Origin of the sequence: Nitrosospira sp. Nsp14 (assembly GCF_900113575.1) — a bacterium.
Taxonomy (GTDB): Bacteria; Pseudomonadota; Gammaproteobacteria; order Burkholderiales; family Nitrosomonadaceae; genus Nitrosospira.
Window position 1 is genome coordinate 86553 of sequence record NZ_FOPV01000007.1, and the last position, 15953, is coordinate 102505.

A 15953-nucleotide genomic window follows, 5' to 3' on the forward strand; every position below is an offset into this window, starting at 1 on the left:
AGGCGACGATACCTTCCAGTCTATTTCTGCCCCGCCCACATCGCGCCCCAGGCGCCACCGCCCCCGCCCCAGTTTTCGACGTCAGCCGAGCGGACCAGCAATTTACTGTACACGGGAAAAAGCCACCTCGATCCTGTTCTATGCATGATCGCGTCCACGCGATCAGCCAGGAAATAGAGCACGTGCGAACCAGTAAAGCCAAGCATCTTCCGCATTTCAATTCCTCGACATTCCTCAATTTCAAATAACACCTTCACGGCAAACTTTGGAGATGGCTGCGGCGCAGGCCGCTTAGCTGCCCCTCCTACCTCAGTCATGCACAACTTGTGCCTGAATTTTCGTGTCAATTCAACCTTCGTAACTATGCTTCGCGGTCAAGCGAATACAGCGGGTTCCTTGTGCCTCTCTCGGATTATCGCGATGAGAATGTAAAAATTCTCGTCAGGGTCGAGGGGCGTCTATCTGTGATGCCGGATGGCTCGGCCGTAAAGCTGTCGTTTGGCGTTATCGCGCGTGGCTTTGCTTGCGCGCTTCGATGCGGTTGAGGAACACACTCATCACTTCCCGGTAGAGCGCGTCCTTGAGCACGCCGTCTTCGTTTCCGGCGTCGACATTGGGATTATCATTAACTTCGATGACATAACAGCGGCCGTCCACCTGTTTGACGTCCACGCCGTAAAGGCCGTCGCCAATGAGATTGGCTGACTTGAGCGCGATCCTGATCACTTCTTTTGGCGCCTCTTCCACAGGTACCGCCTCGGTTGGCCCCTCGCTCAGCTTTCGCCGCTGCGCATCGCGTTTCACGACCTGCCAGTGTCCTGAGGGGAAATAGTATTTAGCGACGAACAGCACGCGCCGGTCGAGGATGCCCACCCGCCAGTCGAACCCGGTCGGCAGCCATTCCTGGGCGATGATCAATGCCGATTTCGCCAGCAGTTCCGTTACTCCGGGTACGAGTTCGGCTTCCGTTTCCACCTTTATCACGCCGCGCGAGAATGAACTATCGGGCTGTTTAAGAACGCAAGGCAGGCCGAGTTCAGGCACGATTTCGGCAATGTTGTCGCGGTGCACCAGCAATGTTTTTGGGGTGGGGATACCGTGCTGTGCGAGCAATTCCGCAAGATATACCTTGTTGTTGCACTTGAGGATGGAATCCGGTTCGTCGATCACGACCAGACCTTCTGCGAGTGCCCGCCGCGAAAAGCGGAAAGTATAGTGGTTGACGAAGGTCGTATCGCGAATGAACAACGCGTCGAACTGGGGCAGGCGGTTAATGTCGGCGCGCTGGATGAATTCGACCCGCATACCCAGGTCCTCGGCGGCTTTTCTGAATTTTTCCAGCGCTCTTGCGTTTGACGGCGGCTCGGGGTCCCCAGGGTCGTAAAGTATGGCCAGATCGAAGCGCGGCGCCTGCTTCCTCGACCATTGCATGCGCCCGGCGAAATATTCTCTGGCGGCAATGGTCGCGAACTCATGGTGCCCAGGCGGCACGTCGCTCGCGCCTATCGCGCGCACACTGCGCAGGCTCCACTGGTCATGTCGACGTTCAAACCGAGCGGACAGCAGCGGCGCTTGGAGCAGCCCGAAAAGCTGTCGGCTGAGCGGCTGGTAGCGGTTACCGGTGTCGCGGCCAAAATAGATGCCGAGCTCGAAATCATTCCCCGGCATCGGTGCGAGAAGGCGCTGGATCAGGCTGCTCAAATCCTCCGTAAGGTGGCGCACAAGGGTCTGGGAGTGCAAATCCTCGATGGCGCCCACGGTGGGCAGAGGTTTATGCCCCCGGGCCTCGGCAAGCAATGACACATAATAACCCCAGCTTTGGTAGCGGTAGGACTTACATAAATTGAACAGCTTCACCGAACGGCTCATGCCCGGCGTTGACATGGCGTCAGGGATTCGCGGGGCGGCATTCTCGTCGGCGTGCCCGGCAGTTTGTAGCGCGGCCTGGTCAATGGCAAAGGCCGAGCCCGTCAAGTAGTTCCGTGCGGCGACGATCTTGGCTTCGGGAATTTCAAGCGCCCAATCGCCGGGTTCGTCAACCACGATAAGAATATTCATGGGATAGCCTCATACGGCAGCCAGCGCCAATTTCTGAAGTGATGTTGCTCGCCGCGGCCAGGGAGTCAGGACTGGGGTGCGCTTTTGCGGGTTTCACCTGGCGGCGTCCCGGCACTGCGCAGGTTGACAAACTTGCTGAGCGTGTCAAACCAAAACGGTGCGCCCATCGACACCGCCAATATCGAAACCAGCAGGCCGAATATTTTGTAAAACGCCCAACCCGCAAAATCGAGCGAAAATTCCGGTGATTGGAAGTACCTGGGATCCTTAGGGTCGAGCGACCAGCCGACGGGCAGTTGCAGGGACTGCGTTTTTTGGAGAACGTACTGGATGCTTGTCTCGTCCCGCTTGGCTTCGCCGGTTTTTGTATCGGATTCAGGCGCGGGGGACTCGGGTTCGGCGCCACCTGGGCGTGGCAGGGTTCTTACCGCGTCCTCGGCAGCCGCGACCAGTGATGCGCGCAGGGCGCTGTTGGCTGAAAGCTGCTGAACGAGCATCACTGTATCGGCGTTCGCGACCAGGACCAGCAGCGTCGCCAGGATGAGCAGCACCCGCTGCGTCCACCGCTTGTACCAGCCGCCGACCCTGTCCATGGCATCATTGAACCAGTTTTCCAGGTTGCGACGAAAGGCCTCGGCCTGATGTTCGACCTCCACAACCTCGCGCCGGGTCTTCTCCACTAGAACAAGCAGCGTTTCCTTGGTGTGCCCTTCGGGCAGGCGTTTGAGCGCCTGTTCGATATTGCCCAGCGGATCGGGATACTGCGCGGCAAAACTGCGTCCCAAAGCAAGGGCCTGCTTCAATGTGCTTCCCGCGAGGAGGAGGAGGCGAAGCTCCTTGGGATTTTTCGCGGACGCCACCGCGGCGCGGCGGGCATCGAGCATTGCTATCGTGGCGCGAATTTTCTCCGAGGCATTTCGCGCCTCCAAAGCGCTCGTGGCGAGTTCCGCTTCGCCTGGCTGGGCATTGGTCGCTTGCACGGCCTGGTCGTACGCTGCCTTGGCCTTGTCCGCAATTGTCTCAAGCGCGGCCCTGGCTCGTTCCTGAGCGCTTTTTGCCACATCCACCGCTTCAGCAAGTTTAGGGTCGCTAGCAGCGCCCCTCGCGGCGCGCAACGCTTCATCGTACGCGTCGTCTGCACTTTCGGCATCCGCCAGCAGATCACCATGTTCGGCGGAAATAATGCCCCGCGTGCCGAGAATATCGAGCAAGGCCAGCGAGAAGTTTTCCGACGACATGTATGACGGCAGCCTGGTTTGCTTGCCGGGGTTGGCTGCGTTCTGTGAAATGCCGCCTATCAGGCCGTGGTTGTATACCTGCTGGGCCAGCCCGGTGAAGGTGGGGTCGTTAAGGAGGTTCTTGATCCCTTCAAAGAGATTCTTTCCGCGTTGTTGAATCAGGGAGGCGATTCCTTCGTTCAGCGCCGTGCACATCAGGCTGAGCAGCAAGTAGACGAAAATCACGGCGATTGCCGCCTCGAGTATGCTTGAACCGAACATTAGCGCTCCATCCTCTCCAGGTGATCGTGCCTCGCCACGACCGTAAAATCGGCGACGTAGAATTCAGTCTAGCAGAATGACGCTCCTCTACGCCCGTGTTGTAGAAAATGCTGGCGAGTCGTGCCCGACGTTGGCGAATAACCAATAGTACAGTACAGTACGGCAGCGCGGCGGCGGGCAACGGTAACTCCGGTCTGCGCAGAAACGGAACCTGCGAGGACGCGGGCCGGGCGCATGTAAAAGCGGGGTGCAACTTTGCCGGCGCTGCCACAGTCTCATCAGTGGGAATAAAGTGATAGAGGATATGAAGCAGCTTCTGGTTGTGGTATTGGCATTTATTGCGGTCCCCGGGTTTGCCGGTAGGGCGGAGGCCGCTGCGCCTCGCGGGGTTCCCGACACGATGGCCGAACGCATGAAGCCCTGCACAATCTGCCATGGCACGGAAGACAGGGCGGGGCGGAATGCTTACTACCCGCGCATCGCGGGCAAGCCGAAGGGCTATCTGTTCAATCAGTTGCGCAATTTCCGCGACGGTCGCCGATATTACCGGCCCATGGCTTTGCTCCTGGCCAACGCGTCGGACCAGTATCTGCTGGAGATGGCCGATTATTTTGCAACGCTGAAGCAGCCCTATCCTCCACCTGAACGCACGGCGTTATCTCCTGCCGAAACCAGGCTCGCGGAGAAACTCATCCGTCAGGGCGATGTGACGCGCAAGATACCGGCGTGCGTTGAGTGCCACGGCAAGCAGTTGATGGGCACTGACCCTTTTATCCCCGGGTTGCTGGGGTTGCCCCGCGTTTACCTGATTGCCCAGCTTGGCGCCTGGAAGACCGGCGGATTGATACGTGGACAGACTCCGGACTGCATGTCGGATATCGCAAAACAGCTCACCTATGAAGAAATTAACGCCGTGGCGGCATGGCTCGCAGCACATCCCGTCGATGGAAGCATGGATGCGGCGGAATCGTTGCCGGTTGAGATTATGAAACGTTGCGGCAGCATTGTACTTGGAGGCGCGCTGCAATGAAGCTTGTCATGGGCGCAGCCGTGCTCGCTGGCGCCGCCAGTATCGCGCTCGGGGGATTTGCCGGTCTGGCATGGCTGGCGCCGGTACCGGCTGAGGCGGCGCCGGCGGCAAGGGAAGCGAAGACGGGTAAGGCGATATTGGCGGAACAACGCCGCGCCCGCGGCGCCTATCTTGCCCGTGCGGCGAATTGCATGGGGTGTCATACCGCGCAGGGAGGACGTGCCTACGCCGGGGGCCGCAGTTTATCCACGCCCTTTGGCACGTTCATCACGCCTAATATCACCCCTGACAAGGCCACCGGAATCGGACACTGGAACGAAGACGATTTCTGGGGAGCGATGCACGAGGGAAAGTCGCGCGACGGGCGTCCTCTCTATCCCGCATTTCCGTATACCGAGTACACCAAGGTCACCCGTGAGGACGCCGATGCGATTTTCGTTCATCTTCAGGCGCTGGCGCCGGTCCCGCAAAAAAACCCGCCCAGCCGTATAAACTTCCCTTATGACTTTCAGCCATTGCTGAGTCTCTGGCGCATGGTCTACTTCAAGCCGGGCACTTTCCAGCCTGAGCCCGACAAGAGCGCCGAGTGGAACCGTGGAGCGTATCTGGTGCAAGGACTTGGGCATTGCAGCGCTTGCCATGCCGAACGGGATCCGTTGGGCGGCATTGGAGCGACGGTGGGCGGCGAGGCGGCGGGTGGGGGTCAAATCATGGGAACGAACTGGTACGCCCCATCGTTGAATGGCCGCCATGAGGCCGGCACCGCCTCATGGCCGCTGGAGGAAATCATTCAGCTGCTTACCACCGGCGTTTCCCAGAGAGCAACCACGTCCGGGCCCATGGCGGAAGTCGTCGGCCAGAGCCTGCAACACCTGACCAAGGCGGATGCGCGCGCGATGGCGGTTTACCTCAAATCATTACCCGAGAGCAAGCCGACTCCCCCGGTATCTGCTCCAGCACGCACTGAGCAAGCCGAAGCCTGGCTACAGCAAGGCGTCAGAATCTACAAGAAACATTGCGAGGATTGCCATGGCGCTTCCGGCGAAGGCGCCTCTGGCATTTATCCAGCGTTGGCGGGCAACCGGGCCGTGACCATGAATCCGCCCATCAACGCTATCCGCAGCGTTCTCAATGGGGGTTACCCGCCGTCCACCACCGGCAATCCGCGCCCTTACGGCATGCCCCCATATGCCCAGGTCCTGAGCGACGCCGAGGTTGCCCAGGTGTTGTCCTATATACGTAATGCATGGGGTAACCGCGCCAGCATGGTGACGACACCACAGGTCGACAAAAGCCGCATAGGCATCCACTGAGACTGAATCAACTGACCCCGCCATCTCCGGAAGGGTGGGGTTATTCATGGGCGGATTGATACTCCGCAGTGAGAGGAGAGGATCATTCCTCTCACTGCCGTCTTAGGCCGCAGCGGGCAGTCGTGGGGCAGAAGTGAGCAGGAGCTAGCCTGCCACCTGGTTTGGCTGGGCTGTCAGAGCAGAGGTTCGTCCGCTGGGTCCACAATCGGATCTCCGGGTGAGGGGTCCGGATCGATGGGGCGTGGGTCTACCGGCTTGTCGGGATCGAATGGCTGGGGATCTTCGCGTGGCTTATCTGGATCGATCGGACGAGGCGGGTCCTGTACCGGCTTATCCGGGGCCGGATCCGGCCGGGGTCCCGGGCTGGGCCGATCCGGCCGATCTGTGCGCCCCGGCCCATCCGGCCGGTTTTGGGAAGAATTAATCATGGCGATATCTCCCGAATATTTCGGCAAGGAATAGTTGGAGCCAACAATGTGCCCGAATGAGCGCATCTCTGCCATTTTTTCCTGATTAGAGCGATGAGCTCGGGCGTGACTCGCTAAGACTGGTTGAGCTCATCGGCCAGCATTGATCACGCGCCGTGCCGCTCCGGTATGCGCCAGGGATCAGCGTTTGATCTGGCCGCGTATCTCGCCGCCTTTATGCGCGTTGCTATGGACGTTAACGTAAAGGCCGCCTGCCTTGGCCGCATCGTATTGCGCGTCCGTCAACTTCGCGCCGCTTGGGATCGACCACTCGTTCTCACCGGTCTTTTCGAGAGGGATGATAGGATCGCCCGTTTTGCCGGTGGGCGCTTCATGGATATGCACACCTGAAGGCTTGATGTCGATAACCGTTATCGTGCCTTTGATGCTTTTATCATCCGCGACCGTGATGGTGCCGCTTCCGGATGCCGAAGTCTGGACCGGAGGCACTTCCTGGTCACCACTCAGGTTAACCTTCATTTCGCCCGCGGTAGCCATACCTGAGGGGCCAGCCATTGCGGTAACCAAAAATATGACAACTGCCAAGGCATAGCGCGACTGGAACGGGTTTATGCTCATTGAATTATCTCCTTCAGTGGACAGGTTTATTGACGATGATATCCGCTTGAGTGGTTCTGGGATTTCATGCTTCCACGTATTCCGCTTTTCACCTCAGGCGGCGTATCGTGGCGGTAGGGTAATGTGCGGCCAATGTGTGGCGGTGGATACTACCGATGTCTTGGGATTCTACTTCTTCGTTCAGGATGAGTCCGTACGGTAGCGTACGTAAGTAAGCGATTCTCGTTTAGGTTTGTCTCCGTATTAATCCGTACCTGCCGTCTTTATCAGCCTATTTGACCGGTATGGGACTCGACCGCGTCACGGGAACGGCGGTCACGCTGTTTTGCGGGCTGCCTTCTATGAGCCTGTCCGAGTAGGTGAGATAAACCAGCGCGTTGCGTTTAGTATCAACGACCCGAACAACGTGCAGGCGCTTGAACAGGATCGACATGCGTTCGGTGAAAACATCTTCCTGTCGTGGAAGCCGCTCGGTGAAATGCAGGACTTCGGCGACCTGCCGGCAGGCGATGGACGCCTCCGCTCGGTCTTCCGCCAGACCAACCGTTCCTTTCATGCCGCCGGTGCGGGCGCGCGAAACAAAGCATGTCACCCCCTGCACCTTGGGGTCGTCATAGGCTTCGATCACCACGCGGTCGTCCTTTCCCAGCCAGCGGAACGCGGTATCCACTTCGCCGATCATTTCGGCTTGTGCGCCGACTGCGGGGAGCGCGCAGAGGAACGCCAAAACCAGTGTTCGGATAGTGTGCCGGTCTTTCTTCATACCTTGAATCCTCGTGAAAAATGTGTCGATCAGATTTCTTCTTCAGGCAGGTCGCCCGATTTTTCCCACCGATGCTTTCGGCATTTCGAAATTAACCGGGAGTATGACCTGGGTATAGGGGTAACGCTGCCCCTCGACGTGCCAATTGGCCCAGATGCGGCGCTGTGCGTCCGGTTCCAGCGCCAGCCAGTTGCGCGCGCCGATATAGAATTGTCGTGTTCCAGGGAATTCGAGCATGACCGAACTGATGTCCCGATCGGCCGACATCTCCTTGCCTACGACGTTTTCCAGAAAGAACAGCGCCGCCCCCTGCGGCGGTGGATGAATGATTCCGGATGAGGTCAGCTGGAGAATATCCTGATTTGTTCCTCCGTTGCTACGCAGATCGCGTATGACGCCAAGGGCGCCTACGTGCACATCACCGGAGAGGAGCGTGACGCGGTTTTGCCGCGAGCCGGAGAAATCCAGCAGACGATGGATCAGGCGTAGCCGCTCCTGCTTGTGCGGCGTGCTGTTCCATTGGTCGCGGAGGTCATCTTCCAACTCCTGCTGGCCGGGGAAGATCGATAACGCTTTTTCCAGTTCGGTAAAATCGGGATGGACCACCGGTATGGAGCTCATCACCAGCAGATGGGTGCATTCGCCGGTCAGGGTGTCGAGCCAGTCGTACGCCGCTTTCCACGAAGCCTGTGAAATGACCTCGCTATCGCTCCGCTCGCTGCGCATGTCCAGCGCCAGGATCGCCAGCGGCCCGAGGTTCAGCCCCTGGCTGAAAGCCTGCTGCCCCGGGATTTTCGCGGGATGGGCCTCGTCCTTGGCAAGCTGAAGCTGGAACAGCGAAAAAGAGGCCCGTGCGCTTGCAAAAAGTCCCTGATATACGTCCGACGCCTGCAGCCCTGGATCGTACGAGCCCCATCCGTCAAAGATATCGTGGTCATCCCACATCATGAAGGTGGGAATGCTGGCGAACAGTTCTTTCAGCTCCTTCTGCCCCCATCGCTTCACATAGAGCTCGCGATAGAAATGCTCGACCGCTCTCGCCATCTCCGGGGTGTAAGGATGGGCTATTTTTTCCTGCCGGGGCAGGGGGAGCCAGTCGTGCAGCTGGGAAAGCGTGTCGAACATGGAATCCGCGTATACCTGATCACCTCCCATCAGCAGCAGGTGATACGGGCTGCCTTCATGCTGGCGGACAAGGTTTCGCACCATCCCATAGGGGTCCTCCGTTTTCTGCATCAGCTTGTTCGATGAAAACCCGGTGCATGAGGTGTAGGCTATATTGGGTATCGCGCCTTTCGCCGGAACGTGAAATTCCCAACCGGACCCTTCATCTTCGATGCCTTCTATGCGATAGCTGATTTTCTGCGGATTTTGGTTAAGCGTTACGCCAAAATCAAACCGCCATACTTGCCTTGCGGGAGTGGCATCGGGGAATGTGGCCAGTAATGTCGCCGTCGCCTTTGTAGAGGCGGTGGCCGGGGCTGCGCCTGTACCGGCGGCTTGCCATTCGAGTGACGGATCATTTTCGCCGCTGTCGCGGACGATCAGCACGGACACGCGCCATTGCCGTTTGGTATCTCCCTTCAAGCCCCTGAACGAGAGGATGGGCCCCAGCTTTAACCCCATGTGGATTCTCCTTCATATTAATCACTGCCATACTCGGTGTATTTGCGGATCGGTAACGTACAGTATAGGTTGTGCCCGCGATGCACGTGGTATGTTTGGGGCAGGCACGGTATCAGGCTGGAATCGGAGAACAAACCAGAAATATAACGGATTGCGGTGGCGCTGGGCAGAAAACAATAGGCCCCGCCCCGGGTGGTGACAAAACTGGAAAGCCCGGATACTTCGAGAGGCCGCTTCTGGCCCGGCATGGGAATAAGGAAAGTCGCGCCTGAGACTGAATTATTTCCAATAATGGGGTCCCGGGTGTCGCGCAGCCCAGGCGCGAAGCTCCCCTTATTGGCCCAGTCCGACATTAGAAATTCGAACTGATCCTTGAGACTGACGCCGATGAACAAACCCAGCAGTCCGCGCTCGATCCCGTCTCCGGGATTCAACGCATCGTAGGGCGGGCCATAAGGCAAGCCGCGGCGGATAATGCGGCGCTTGAGGCCGCTGCTGCCAGCGACAGCGGAACTGCGCGGATTCATGCGACGGATATGCGATCCCAGCGGGCAGCGATAGCCGCGCCTGTCATCGAACGCATCCGGTACGCTGTCGCTAGGCACGTAGTCGAAGCTGTTACGTTCTTCCAGCGGAATTTGCTCGCCCGGTGAGTCCGGCGAGAGGGACAATGGCACGCCGTTTCGCCAACGACCGCAGAGCTTGGCGGCGATCAGTTCGCGGTCCAACCCGGTCTGGATTGCGGCGTCGGTCAGGAATTGCTCGAAGCCGTTGCAATCCTGGGCAAGGATGCGAAACGCGGCAAAGCTGCCATTTTCACCGAGCGCGGGCGGTATGGGCACCGGGTAGGTGAAGTCTGCATACTGGCTGGGATGGCCGAGCACGAATTCTCCCGCTGGCGCTCTAGGCAGCACATCCGGCATGGCTGGCGGGAGGCCGCCATCGATAGTGGGTTGAGCGAAACCATCGCGATACCCGAAGTGCGCCTTGCTTTCCGGCAGACTGCGCGCTTCGTGCACGGATAGCTCGTATAGGGCCCCGCTGCCGGAATACGTGGCCCTGAGCTGGGTGGTAACCTGCTCTAGGACGTCGTCCGCCTGTGCGAAAAGGAAGAGCAGGACATGGAGATCGGGGCTGGCAAGCTGGTCAATCCAGTTTTCGGGACTGCTTCGCCCGGTATCACCGACGCACTCGGCGCGCGCGGCGGCGCCAGCCACAAACTCTTCCGGGAACGAGGCAAGGGAGTCAGGTTGAAGCCCGAGCGCGGCAAGTCCTGCATAGGTCAGCCCGACGTTCAGGCAGTATAGCGGTTTGACGGTCCAGTCGGTTGCGGTAGCAAGCTGAGGAGAGTCTTGGGTGCCGCTAACGAGCTGGCCGAGGAATTGCCGGGCAGCCTGCGGCTGCGCAACCTTCAGGGCGAGTACGCGCAGCATCGGCATCGCGTACGTGCGAAGGATGAGTCCCTGGATAACTGCGTGCGCGAGCTCTGGCATGGCGTCAGATTAGATCAGGATAAGCCTGTGGTGGCGCCACGGGTAATTAGCATCTCTTGTCCCGTACGCAGACTGGAGGCGTAGCGCAGGCTTCCGCGTGCTGAATTAATGATGGGAGCATGGGATCAGATCTCTCCAAGCGCTGCCTGAATGTCCAGCACCGTCGCCCGCGGGTAGGCGCTGTAAAATGGTTCAATTGCACCGAGATCGTTGGCTTTGACATATTCCCTGAACTGGCTGCGGTTGCGTTGAACCGGAAGCGGCGGTGCGCCTTCCATGTGCTGGAGAAGCACGTTGAAAATATCCCCGATCTCGTCGATGAATTCGTTGAGATAATCATCGAACGATCCGTCATAGGTGGTGATGATCGCAAGCTTGGTGTTGTTTTCGAGAAATACGAAACGCGCGAAATGCACAATCTTGAGCTTGTCCAGTGCGATCCAGATCGGGTTTTGTTCTGGCGGTGCGGATTGAATTTCCTGAATGCGAGCGTTGAGCGCCTCGAAGTCTTCGGCTGACCGGATGGTCATGATCAAGGTCAACGGACTCTGGACAGGTTTTCGCCGGGCAGCGGTATTGGCGTCGCCGCGCTCGCCATCACCAAGGTCAAATAATCCCATGTGATTTCTCCTCAGGTTGCTGCGTGATCAGAACCGGCTCCAGGTGTGCCGGGGCTTTATTATTGTCGCCGGTATGCGAAGCTGATCAGCCCAGCCGGTATGGGCAACTACTTACATGATAGCGGTGCTATTTGAAGGGGCTTTAATGGAGTGCTGTGTCCCTTTAGGCCCATGGTTGTCACCGTAAGTTAGGCATTCAAAAAATAGCCAATAAGCTTTGCTCCAGCGCGCGATTGAGTGATAATAAACGACAACTCCCTACGCTGAAAACGGAATCGTGATGAAAAGATTTGAAATCACGTGTGCGGCTGTGCTTGTATGTCTGTTTATGGGCAATAGCGTCCTCGCCCAGGAGGAAAAGCAGCTCCACAGCGTAACTGCACCCGCCTTCGGTTCGAGCAGAAGCGGCGATTTGTCCAACCTTAAGAAAATTTCCATCCGGGTACAAAACGATGGTGAACAAATTACCATTGATGCGAGCTTTATTGTCCCGGTTGCGCCTCAGCAAGCCTGGGCGGTTTTAACGGATTTCGACAACATACCGAACTTTAATCCCGGCGTTCTATCGAGTAAAGTCACCGGCAGAACCGGAAATCGTGTGCAGGTTTCACAAAAGGCGGCCACAAAATACGGCTTCCTCACGTTCTCCTACGACTCAACGCGGGAAATCGATCTGGTTCCCTTCAGTAAAATACAGGAACGCATGATCACCGGCCGCATGCGAAAATTGGAAGAGACGACGCAGCTATTTCCCGAAGGCGAGCATACGCGCATCACATACAACGCGGTTTTGATTCCCGGCACCTGGATCCCTCCCATGGTGGGAAATGCTTTTATAAAGCATGAGGCGCACCAGCAGTTCACGGAGCTCGTCAATGAGATGATCAGACGCAACCAGGTGAAAGTCGCCAGCCGTGAACCGTAGTTGGCGAGATTCCTTCGTCATGTAGAAAGGTAGAATAGTACTGTATTTTTCCTTGCTGACGATTCAGGCCTCGCGTGACTGATCGGCCGGTGCCTCATCGGGAGCAACCGGCGGTGCCTTACGCCTTATTTCACGCAACAGCAAGGGTGTTTCCATCCTGCGCTTGGCCGGCCTGCCGCTATCTTCGATTCTGTTGGATTGCCCGTTCAAGGCTGTACCGTCGCTACCGTTCGCATGCAAGTGATAGGCCTTGATCAGCAGCGAGAGGCCTATCCAGCCGGAGATCAGCACAAAAGGAATCACCATTAGCAACGGATGGAGGAGGGCGGCCGCAGCCAGCGCCAGCAGCACTCCGCCGCCAAACAACATGATTTTTGACTCGGCCGCACCAAGTACAAGCTTGCTGGTAATCGCGGCGCCAACTGTATTTCCTACCCGGATTGCGCCCGCCGTCAGCCGGCTGGCGCTTCCGCTTCGCGGTTGGCGCAGCCCCTTGCGCGCAGGCAGCGCCGGCTTGGTCGAACTGGGCTTTGTAACCGGACGTACGCGGTTTTTTTCGCTGAGTACGATCTCGGTCGCATTGTCCAGGTCCTGGAGGTACATCTGCTCCATTTCGTCCCCAAACTCCAGGTTTTCCACTGCGACATCCAGCTCCCAGTTCCCGATCCAGCTCGCCAGATTGAGATTGCTGGAGCCGACACGCGACCAGCGCCCGTCCGCAACCGCGGTCTTCGCATGAAGCATCGATCCGTTCCACTCAAATACACGCACCCCGGCTTCAAGCAACGGCCGGTAGCCTGCGCGCGAAACGGGCCGCAAAAATTTGAGATCCCCGCTCGAACCCGGGACCAGCAGCCGCACGTCCACACCATCCATGGCCGCGCCTCGCAACGCTTGTACGTAACTGGTGGTGCCGACGAAGTATGCATCGGTGAGCCACAACGTTTTTTGCGCCAGCACCGCAATCAACTGTTCCAGCCGGTATAGTCCTGCGGTTGCGGCGCTGTCCCCCAGTACTCTTATATCTACTGCGCCTACTACCGGGAGGGCATCCCGCGTCGGTATCTCGTTTGCAGGCAACTCCGGCCCCGTCTCCACCCAGGCGCGCGAAAAGGACTGCACGATGTCGGCAACCACTGGGCCGCGTATTTCGACACCGGTATCACGCCAGGGAGGAATACTCTTTTCCGGGTAGCCTGTCCACATCCGCCCGACGCATAGCCCGCTGACATACGCCACGCTGCCGTCCACGCACAGTGACTTCCGGTGCAGCCGGCTCAACCACCCTAACGGACTGTCGAAACGCGGCGGATTAAAGCAGCGGACGTCGACGCCGCCCTCCTGCATGCGCCGCCAGTAGGCGTTGCCGGTTTCCGTGAGGCCGCCCATCCAGTCGTAAAGCAACCTGACCGGTATGCCTTCCTTTGCCTTGGCGATAAGCGCATCGGCGAACCGCACGCCGATGTCGTCATCGCGAATAATATAGTTTTCAAAATGAATCGTTTTTTTTGCGCCGTCGATCGCTTCCAGCCATGCAGGGTAATTCTCGTCTGCGTCTCGGAGAAGGCGGACGCGGTTGCCGTGAACAAGCGGCGCGCCGGCTGCCCGCGAGAAGGCCTGGGCTGCCAGAACGCGCGGCGTGGACGTTGCTTCGCGAGGGGATTCGTTCAGCTTTGCGTTGGCCATGCGCCTGTGCTATAGCTCATGTGTTGCGGGCACATATGATGATTGTATGGTGGGTCGATCATGAGGTTGGCCACGTCTCGCTCCGTCAATCGCTCACCTCTTCGCCAAATTTGAAGTCGACATAGCAACGCATCGCCGCAACCAGGGGCGTGAGTCCTTTTTGCCGGTTCCGGCCGGACCTCATGTAGGCGACGCAATTCTCCGAGCCGGCTTCGAGGCTGTGGCCCAGGTTTATCCCTTCCCTTTCTATGATGGGCCCACCTTGGGACCAGTTAATCGACGGTTTCCAGGGCATATGGTCGACGAGACAGTGAGCATCCACGACATGCACCTCTATCACACCGTTGGCTTTGGCCACCCAGTAATCGAGCAGCTCATCCTTGAGCTCAGATACTTTCATGAGTTCTCCGTGTCAACGTTTCCGGCACAGTCATAGCTGGCCGGTTTCCAAGGTATTGCACCGCATCAGCTTGCCACTTTTGAGGCCACGTGTAAACCAGCCCACCCGCTGTGCGCCGGTTCCATGGGTAAAGGTTTCGGGCACAACCGTGCCCTGAGTCTTGCGCTGCAGTGAGTCATCCCCGATTTGAGCGGCCGCGTTCAGGGCTTCGTCAATGTCGCCTTGCTCCAGCCATCCCTTCGATTTCTGTGAGTGAAAGGCCCAGACTCCGGCGAGGCAATCCGCCTGCAATTCAACCCGAACCGACAAGGAATTGGCCTCGGCCTGCGATGCGCGGCCGCGGAGGCGATTTACACGGTCTGAAATGCCCAGAAGATTCTGGACATGGTGACCAACCTCATGCGAGATCACGTAAGCCTGTGCAAAATCCCCGGTAGCGCCAAGGCGGTTCTCCAGCGTGTCGAAGAAATCAAGGTCGATATAAATGCGCTCATCGTCCGGGCAGTAGAATGGTCCCATCGCGGCGCTGCCGCGACCGCAAGCGGTTACGGTTGCTCCGCGGAAAAGCACCACCTTGGGCGCCCGGTAGACTGTGCCCTCATGCTGCATCAGTCCTGCCCACACGTCCTCGGTATCCGCAAGGACTGTCGAAACAAACGCCGCATGCCTGTCGTCGGGCGGCGGAGCTGGCGCAGGGCCTTGCTCCTGAATTGCACCTCCGCCCGCGAGGAGGCTCAGCATCGTGAGCGGATCGACACCAAACAGCAACCCGCCGATCAGCGCCACGATCACGGTGCCAATACCGATGCCGCGTCCGGCAAGCCCCTGGCCTCTTCGATCCTCGACGTTGCTACTCTGACGATGGCGTTCCCATTTCATGCCAAGTTCCCGAGTCGTATAAGTTCGGGCATGCCGTCCCCATGCCGGACCGGGCGGTGCCAGGCAGGCGCCGGTCGTGGTCAGGCATGTTATGTGCGGCTTCCCTACAAAAAATAAGGCAATGTGTGCAAATTATAGTTCCACCTTTACCATAACCCGCACATGGTTGGGATAAATAATGTTTTGGTGGCCTATCGCCGTATTCAGTGGTACAGGTGTCTCGGTCTGTTTTTAATTTTGCGATGCGTTATTATATGCAGTTGTTCTTCGGTCTCATGGCGTCATGAGCGGTGTCGGCGCCGGCTGCGAGTGAGGGGCGTGAGAGGTTATTGCGCCGATTTGCGCGTTTATTGTTAACCTGTGGAGGGGGAATGAAAAAATTGATCCGGGTTGGAATATTGTTGCTTGCGACTCCGGGATTGTCGGGATGCTGGCTGCTGGCAGTGGGTGGAGCCGGTGCATACGGTGGCTACAAGATGAAAGAAGAAGGCTACACGCTGCAGAATCCAGTAAAAAAGGAAGCGCCTGCCGAGTCATCTAAATAGGATCGGGCAGTCAGTGGAGGGCGGAACGGGTAGAACAACGAGGTTCCCGTGCGGGCGAAAGCCGCGCGGA

General features: G+C 58.3%; 16 protein-coding genes. 4 read left to right on the forward strand and 12 right to left on the reverse strand.

The genetic code is table 11. The features are described 5' to 3' along the window. Nucleotides 1–20: 20 nt before the first annotated feature. The 3 genes from BM022_RS06280 to BM022_RS06290 form a co-directional block, all read right to left on the reverse strand. Entirely contained in the window at nucleotides 21–215 is a 195-nt protein-coding gene (locus BM022_RS06280; protein ID WP_143079541.1) for a hypothetical protein, read from the reverse strand. 289 nt (nucleotides 216–504) lie between these two features. Next, nucleotides 505–2058 (reverse strand): RimK family protein, encoded by a 1554-nt coding sequence (locus BM022_RS06285; protein ID WP_091137784.1) that lies wholly within the window; start codon nucleotides 2056–2058, stop codon nucleotides 505–507. A gap of 65 nt (nucleotides 2059–2123) precedes the next feature. Next, nucleotides 2124–3557, reverse strand: a complete 1434-nt coding sequence (locus tag BM022_RS06290; RefSeq protein WP_091137786.1) for a hypothetical protein — start codon at nucleotides 3555–3557, stop codon at nucleotides 2124–2126. Nucleotides 3558–3861: 304 nt separating this feature from the next. On the opposite strand from BM022_RS06290, the gene BM022_RS06295 reads away from it, so the two are divergent. Both BM022_RS06295 and BM022_RS06300 read left to right on the forward strand, forming a co-directional pair. After that, nucleotides 3862–4587, forward strand: a complete 726-nt coding sequence (locus tag BM022_RS06295; RefSeq protein ID WP_256208994.1) for a c-type cytochrome — start codon at nucleotides 3862–3864, stop codon at nucleotides 4585–4587. Continuing rightward, nucleotides 4584–5900 carry a c-type cytochrome gene (locus BM022_RS06300; protein WP_091137787.1) on the forward strand — a complete coding sequence of 439 codons (1317 nt, stop codon included), beginning with the start codon at nucleotides 4584–4586 and terminating at the stop codon, nucleotides 5898–5900. Before BM022_RS06295 ends, BM022_RS06300 begins: the two co-directional genes overlap by 4 nt. 173 nt (nucleotides 5901–6073) lie before the next feature. Here BM022_RS06300 and BM022_RS06305 read toward each other — a convergent pair whose 3' ends face one another. The 6 genes from BM022_RS06305 to BM022_RS06335 form a co-directional block, all read right to left on the reverse strand. Further along, nucleotides 6074–6328 carry a hypothetical protein gene (locus tag BM022_RS06305; RefSeq protein WP_143079542.1) on the reverse strand — a complete coding sequence of 85 codons (255 nt, stop codon included), beginning with the start codon at nucleotides 6326–6328 and terminating at the stop codon, nucleotides 6074–6076. Between the two features lie 180 nt (nucleotides 6329–6508). Continuing rightward, a complete protein-coding gene (locus tag BM022_RS06310; protein ID WP_091137789.1) occupies nucleotides 6509–6946 on the reverse strand; it encodes a CHRD domain-containing protein in 438 nt (145 codons plus the stop codon). A gap of 271 nt (nucleotides 6947–7217) precedes the next feature. Then, nucleotides 7218–7709 carry a CreA family protein gene (locus BM022_RS06320; protein WP_091137792.1) on the reverse strand — a complete coding sequence of 164 codons (492 nt, stop codon included), beginning with the start codon at nucleotides 7707–7709 and terminating at the stop codon, nucleotides 7218–7220. 42 nt (nucleotides 7710–7751) lie between these two features. Further along, complete coding sequence (locus BM022_RS06325; RefSeq protein WP_091137793.1) at nucleotides 7752–9335, reverse strand: alkaline phosphatase D family protein; 1584 nt, start codon at nucleotides 9333–9335, stop codon at nucleotides 7752–7754. A gap of 17 nt (nucleotides 9336–9352) precedes the next feature. Then, nucleotides 9353–10828: a Dyp-type peroxidase gene (locus BM022_RS06330; protein ID WP_091137795.1), complete on the reverse strand. Its 1476-nt coding sequence runs from the start codon at nucleotides 10826–10828 to the stop codon at nucleotides 9353–9355. A gap of 125 nt (nucleotides 10829–10953) precedes the next feature. Next, complete coding sequence (locus BM022_RS06335) at nucleotides 10954–11448, reverse strand: hypothetical protein (protein ID WP_091137797.1); 495 nt, start codon at nucleotides 11446–11448, stop codon at nucleotides 10954–10956. A 280-nt stretch (nucleotides 11449–11728) separates the two neighbouring features. Here BM022_RS06335 and BM022_RS06340 point away from each other — a divergent pair, with 280 nt between their 5' ends. Continuing rightward, nucleotides 11729–12373, forward strand: coding sequence for an SRPBCC family protein (locus BM022_RS06340; protein ID WP_091137798.1), 645 nt, complete (start codon nucleotides 11729–11731; stop codon nucleotides 12371–12373). A 63-nt stretch (nucleotides 12374–12436) separates the two neighbouring features. On the opposite strand, the gene BM022_RS06345 is transcribed toward BM022_RS06340, so the two are convergent. The 3 genes from BM022_RS06345 to BM022_RS06355 all read right to left on the reverse strand — a co-directional run bounded on the left by BM022_RS06345 (nucleotide 12437) and on the right by BM022_RS06355 (nucleotide 15338). Continuing rightward, complete coding sequence (locus BM022_RS06345) at nucleotides 12437–14059, reverse strand: phospholipase D-like domain-containing protein (RefSeq protein ID WP_091137799.1); 1623 nt, start codon at nucleotides 14057–14059, stop codon at nucleotides 12437–12439. Between the two features lie 85 nt (nucleotides 14060–14144). After that, nucleotides 14145–14459: a phage protein NinX family protein gene (locus BM022_RS06350; RefSeq protein WP_091137801.1), complete on the reverse strand. Its 315-nt coding sequence runs from the start codon at nucleotides 14457–14459 to the stop codon at nucleotides 14145–14147. A gap of 30 nt (nucleotides 14460–14489) precedes the next feature. After that, complete coding sequence (locus BM022_RS06355) at nucleotides 14490–15338, reverse strand: KPN_02809 family neutral zinc metallopeptidase (protein ID WP_091137803.1); 849 nt, start codon at nucleotides 15336–15338, stop codon at nucleotides 14490–14492. Nucleotides 15339–15709: 371 nt separating this feature from the next. On the opposite strand from BM022_RS06355, the gene BM022_RS15455 reads away from it, so the two are divergent. Then, nucleotides 15710–15883: a hypothetical protein gene (locus BM022_RS15455; RefSeq protein ID WP_177191642.1), complete on the forward strand. Its 174-nt coding sequence runs from the start codon at nucleotides 15710–15712 to the stop codon at nucleotides 15881–15883. Nucleotides 15884–15953: the final 70 nt, after the last annotated feature.

Coding starts and splice junctions, on each gene's coding strand:
- BM022_RS06280 (WP_143079541.1), bottom strand. CDS start 215: ATGCGGAAGATGCTTGGCTTTACTGGTTCGCACGTGCTCTATTTCCTG.
- BM022_RS06285 (WP_091137784.1), bottom strand. CDS start 2,058: ATGAATATTCTTATCGTGGTTGACGAACCCGGCGATTGGGCGCTTGAA.
- BM022_RS06290 (WP_091137786.1), bottom strand. CDS start 3,557: ATGTTCGGTTCAAGCATACTCGAGGCGGCAATCGCCGTGATTTTCGTC.
- BM022_RS06295 (WP_256208994.1), top strand. CDS start 3,862: ATGAAGCAGCTTCTGGTTGTGGTATTGGCATTTATTGCGGTCCCCGGG.
- BM022_RS06300 (WP_091137787.1), top strand. CDS start 4,584: ATGAAGCTTGTCATGGGCGCAGCCGTGCTCGCTGGCGCCGCCAGTATC.
- BM022_RS06305 (WP_143079542.1), bottom strand. CDS start 6,328: ATGATTAATTCTTCCCAAAACCGGCCGGATGGGCCGGGGCGCACAGAT.
- BM022_RS06310 (WP_091137789.1), bottom strand. CDS start 6,946: ATGAGCATAAACCCGTTCCAGTCGCGCTATGCCTTGGCAGTTGTCATA.
- BM022_RS06320 (WP_091137792.1), bottom strand. CDS start 7,709: ATGAAGAAAGACCGGCACACTATCCGAACACTGGTTTTGGCGTTCCTC.
- BM022_RS06325 (WP_091137793.1), bottom strand. CDS start 9,335: ATGGGGTTAAAGCTGGGGCCCATCCTCTCGTTCAGGGGCTTGAAGGGA.
- BM022_RS06330 (WP_091137795.1), bottom strand. CDS start 10,828: ATGCCAGAGCTCGCGCACGCAGTTATCCAGGGACTCATCCTTCGCACG.
- BM022_RS06335 (WP_091137797.1), bottom strand. CDS start 11,448: ATGGGATTATTTGACCTTGGTGATGGCGAGCGCGGCGACGCCAATACC.
- BM022_RS06340 (WP_091137798.1), top strand. CDS start 11,729: ATGAAAAGATTTGAAATCACGTGTGCGGCTGTGCTTGTATGTCTGTTT.
- BM022_RS06345 (WP_091137799.1), bottom strand. CDS start 14,059: ATGGCCAACGCAAAGCTGAACGAATCCCCTCGCGAAGCAACGTCCACG.
- BM022_RS06350 (WP_091137801.1), bottom strand. CDS start 14,459: ATGAAAGTATCTGAGCTCAAGGATGAGCTGCTCGATTACTGGGTGGCC.
- BM022_RS06355 (WP_091137803.1), bottom strand. CDS start 15,338: ATGAAATGGGAACGCCATCGTCAGAGTAGCAACGTCGAGGATCGAAGA.
- BM022_RS15455 (WP_177191642.1), top strand. CDS start 15,710: ATGAAAAAATTGATCCGGGTTGGAATATTGTTGCTTGCGACTCCGGGA.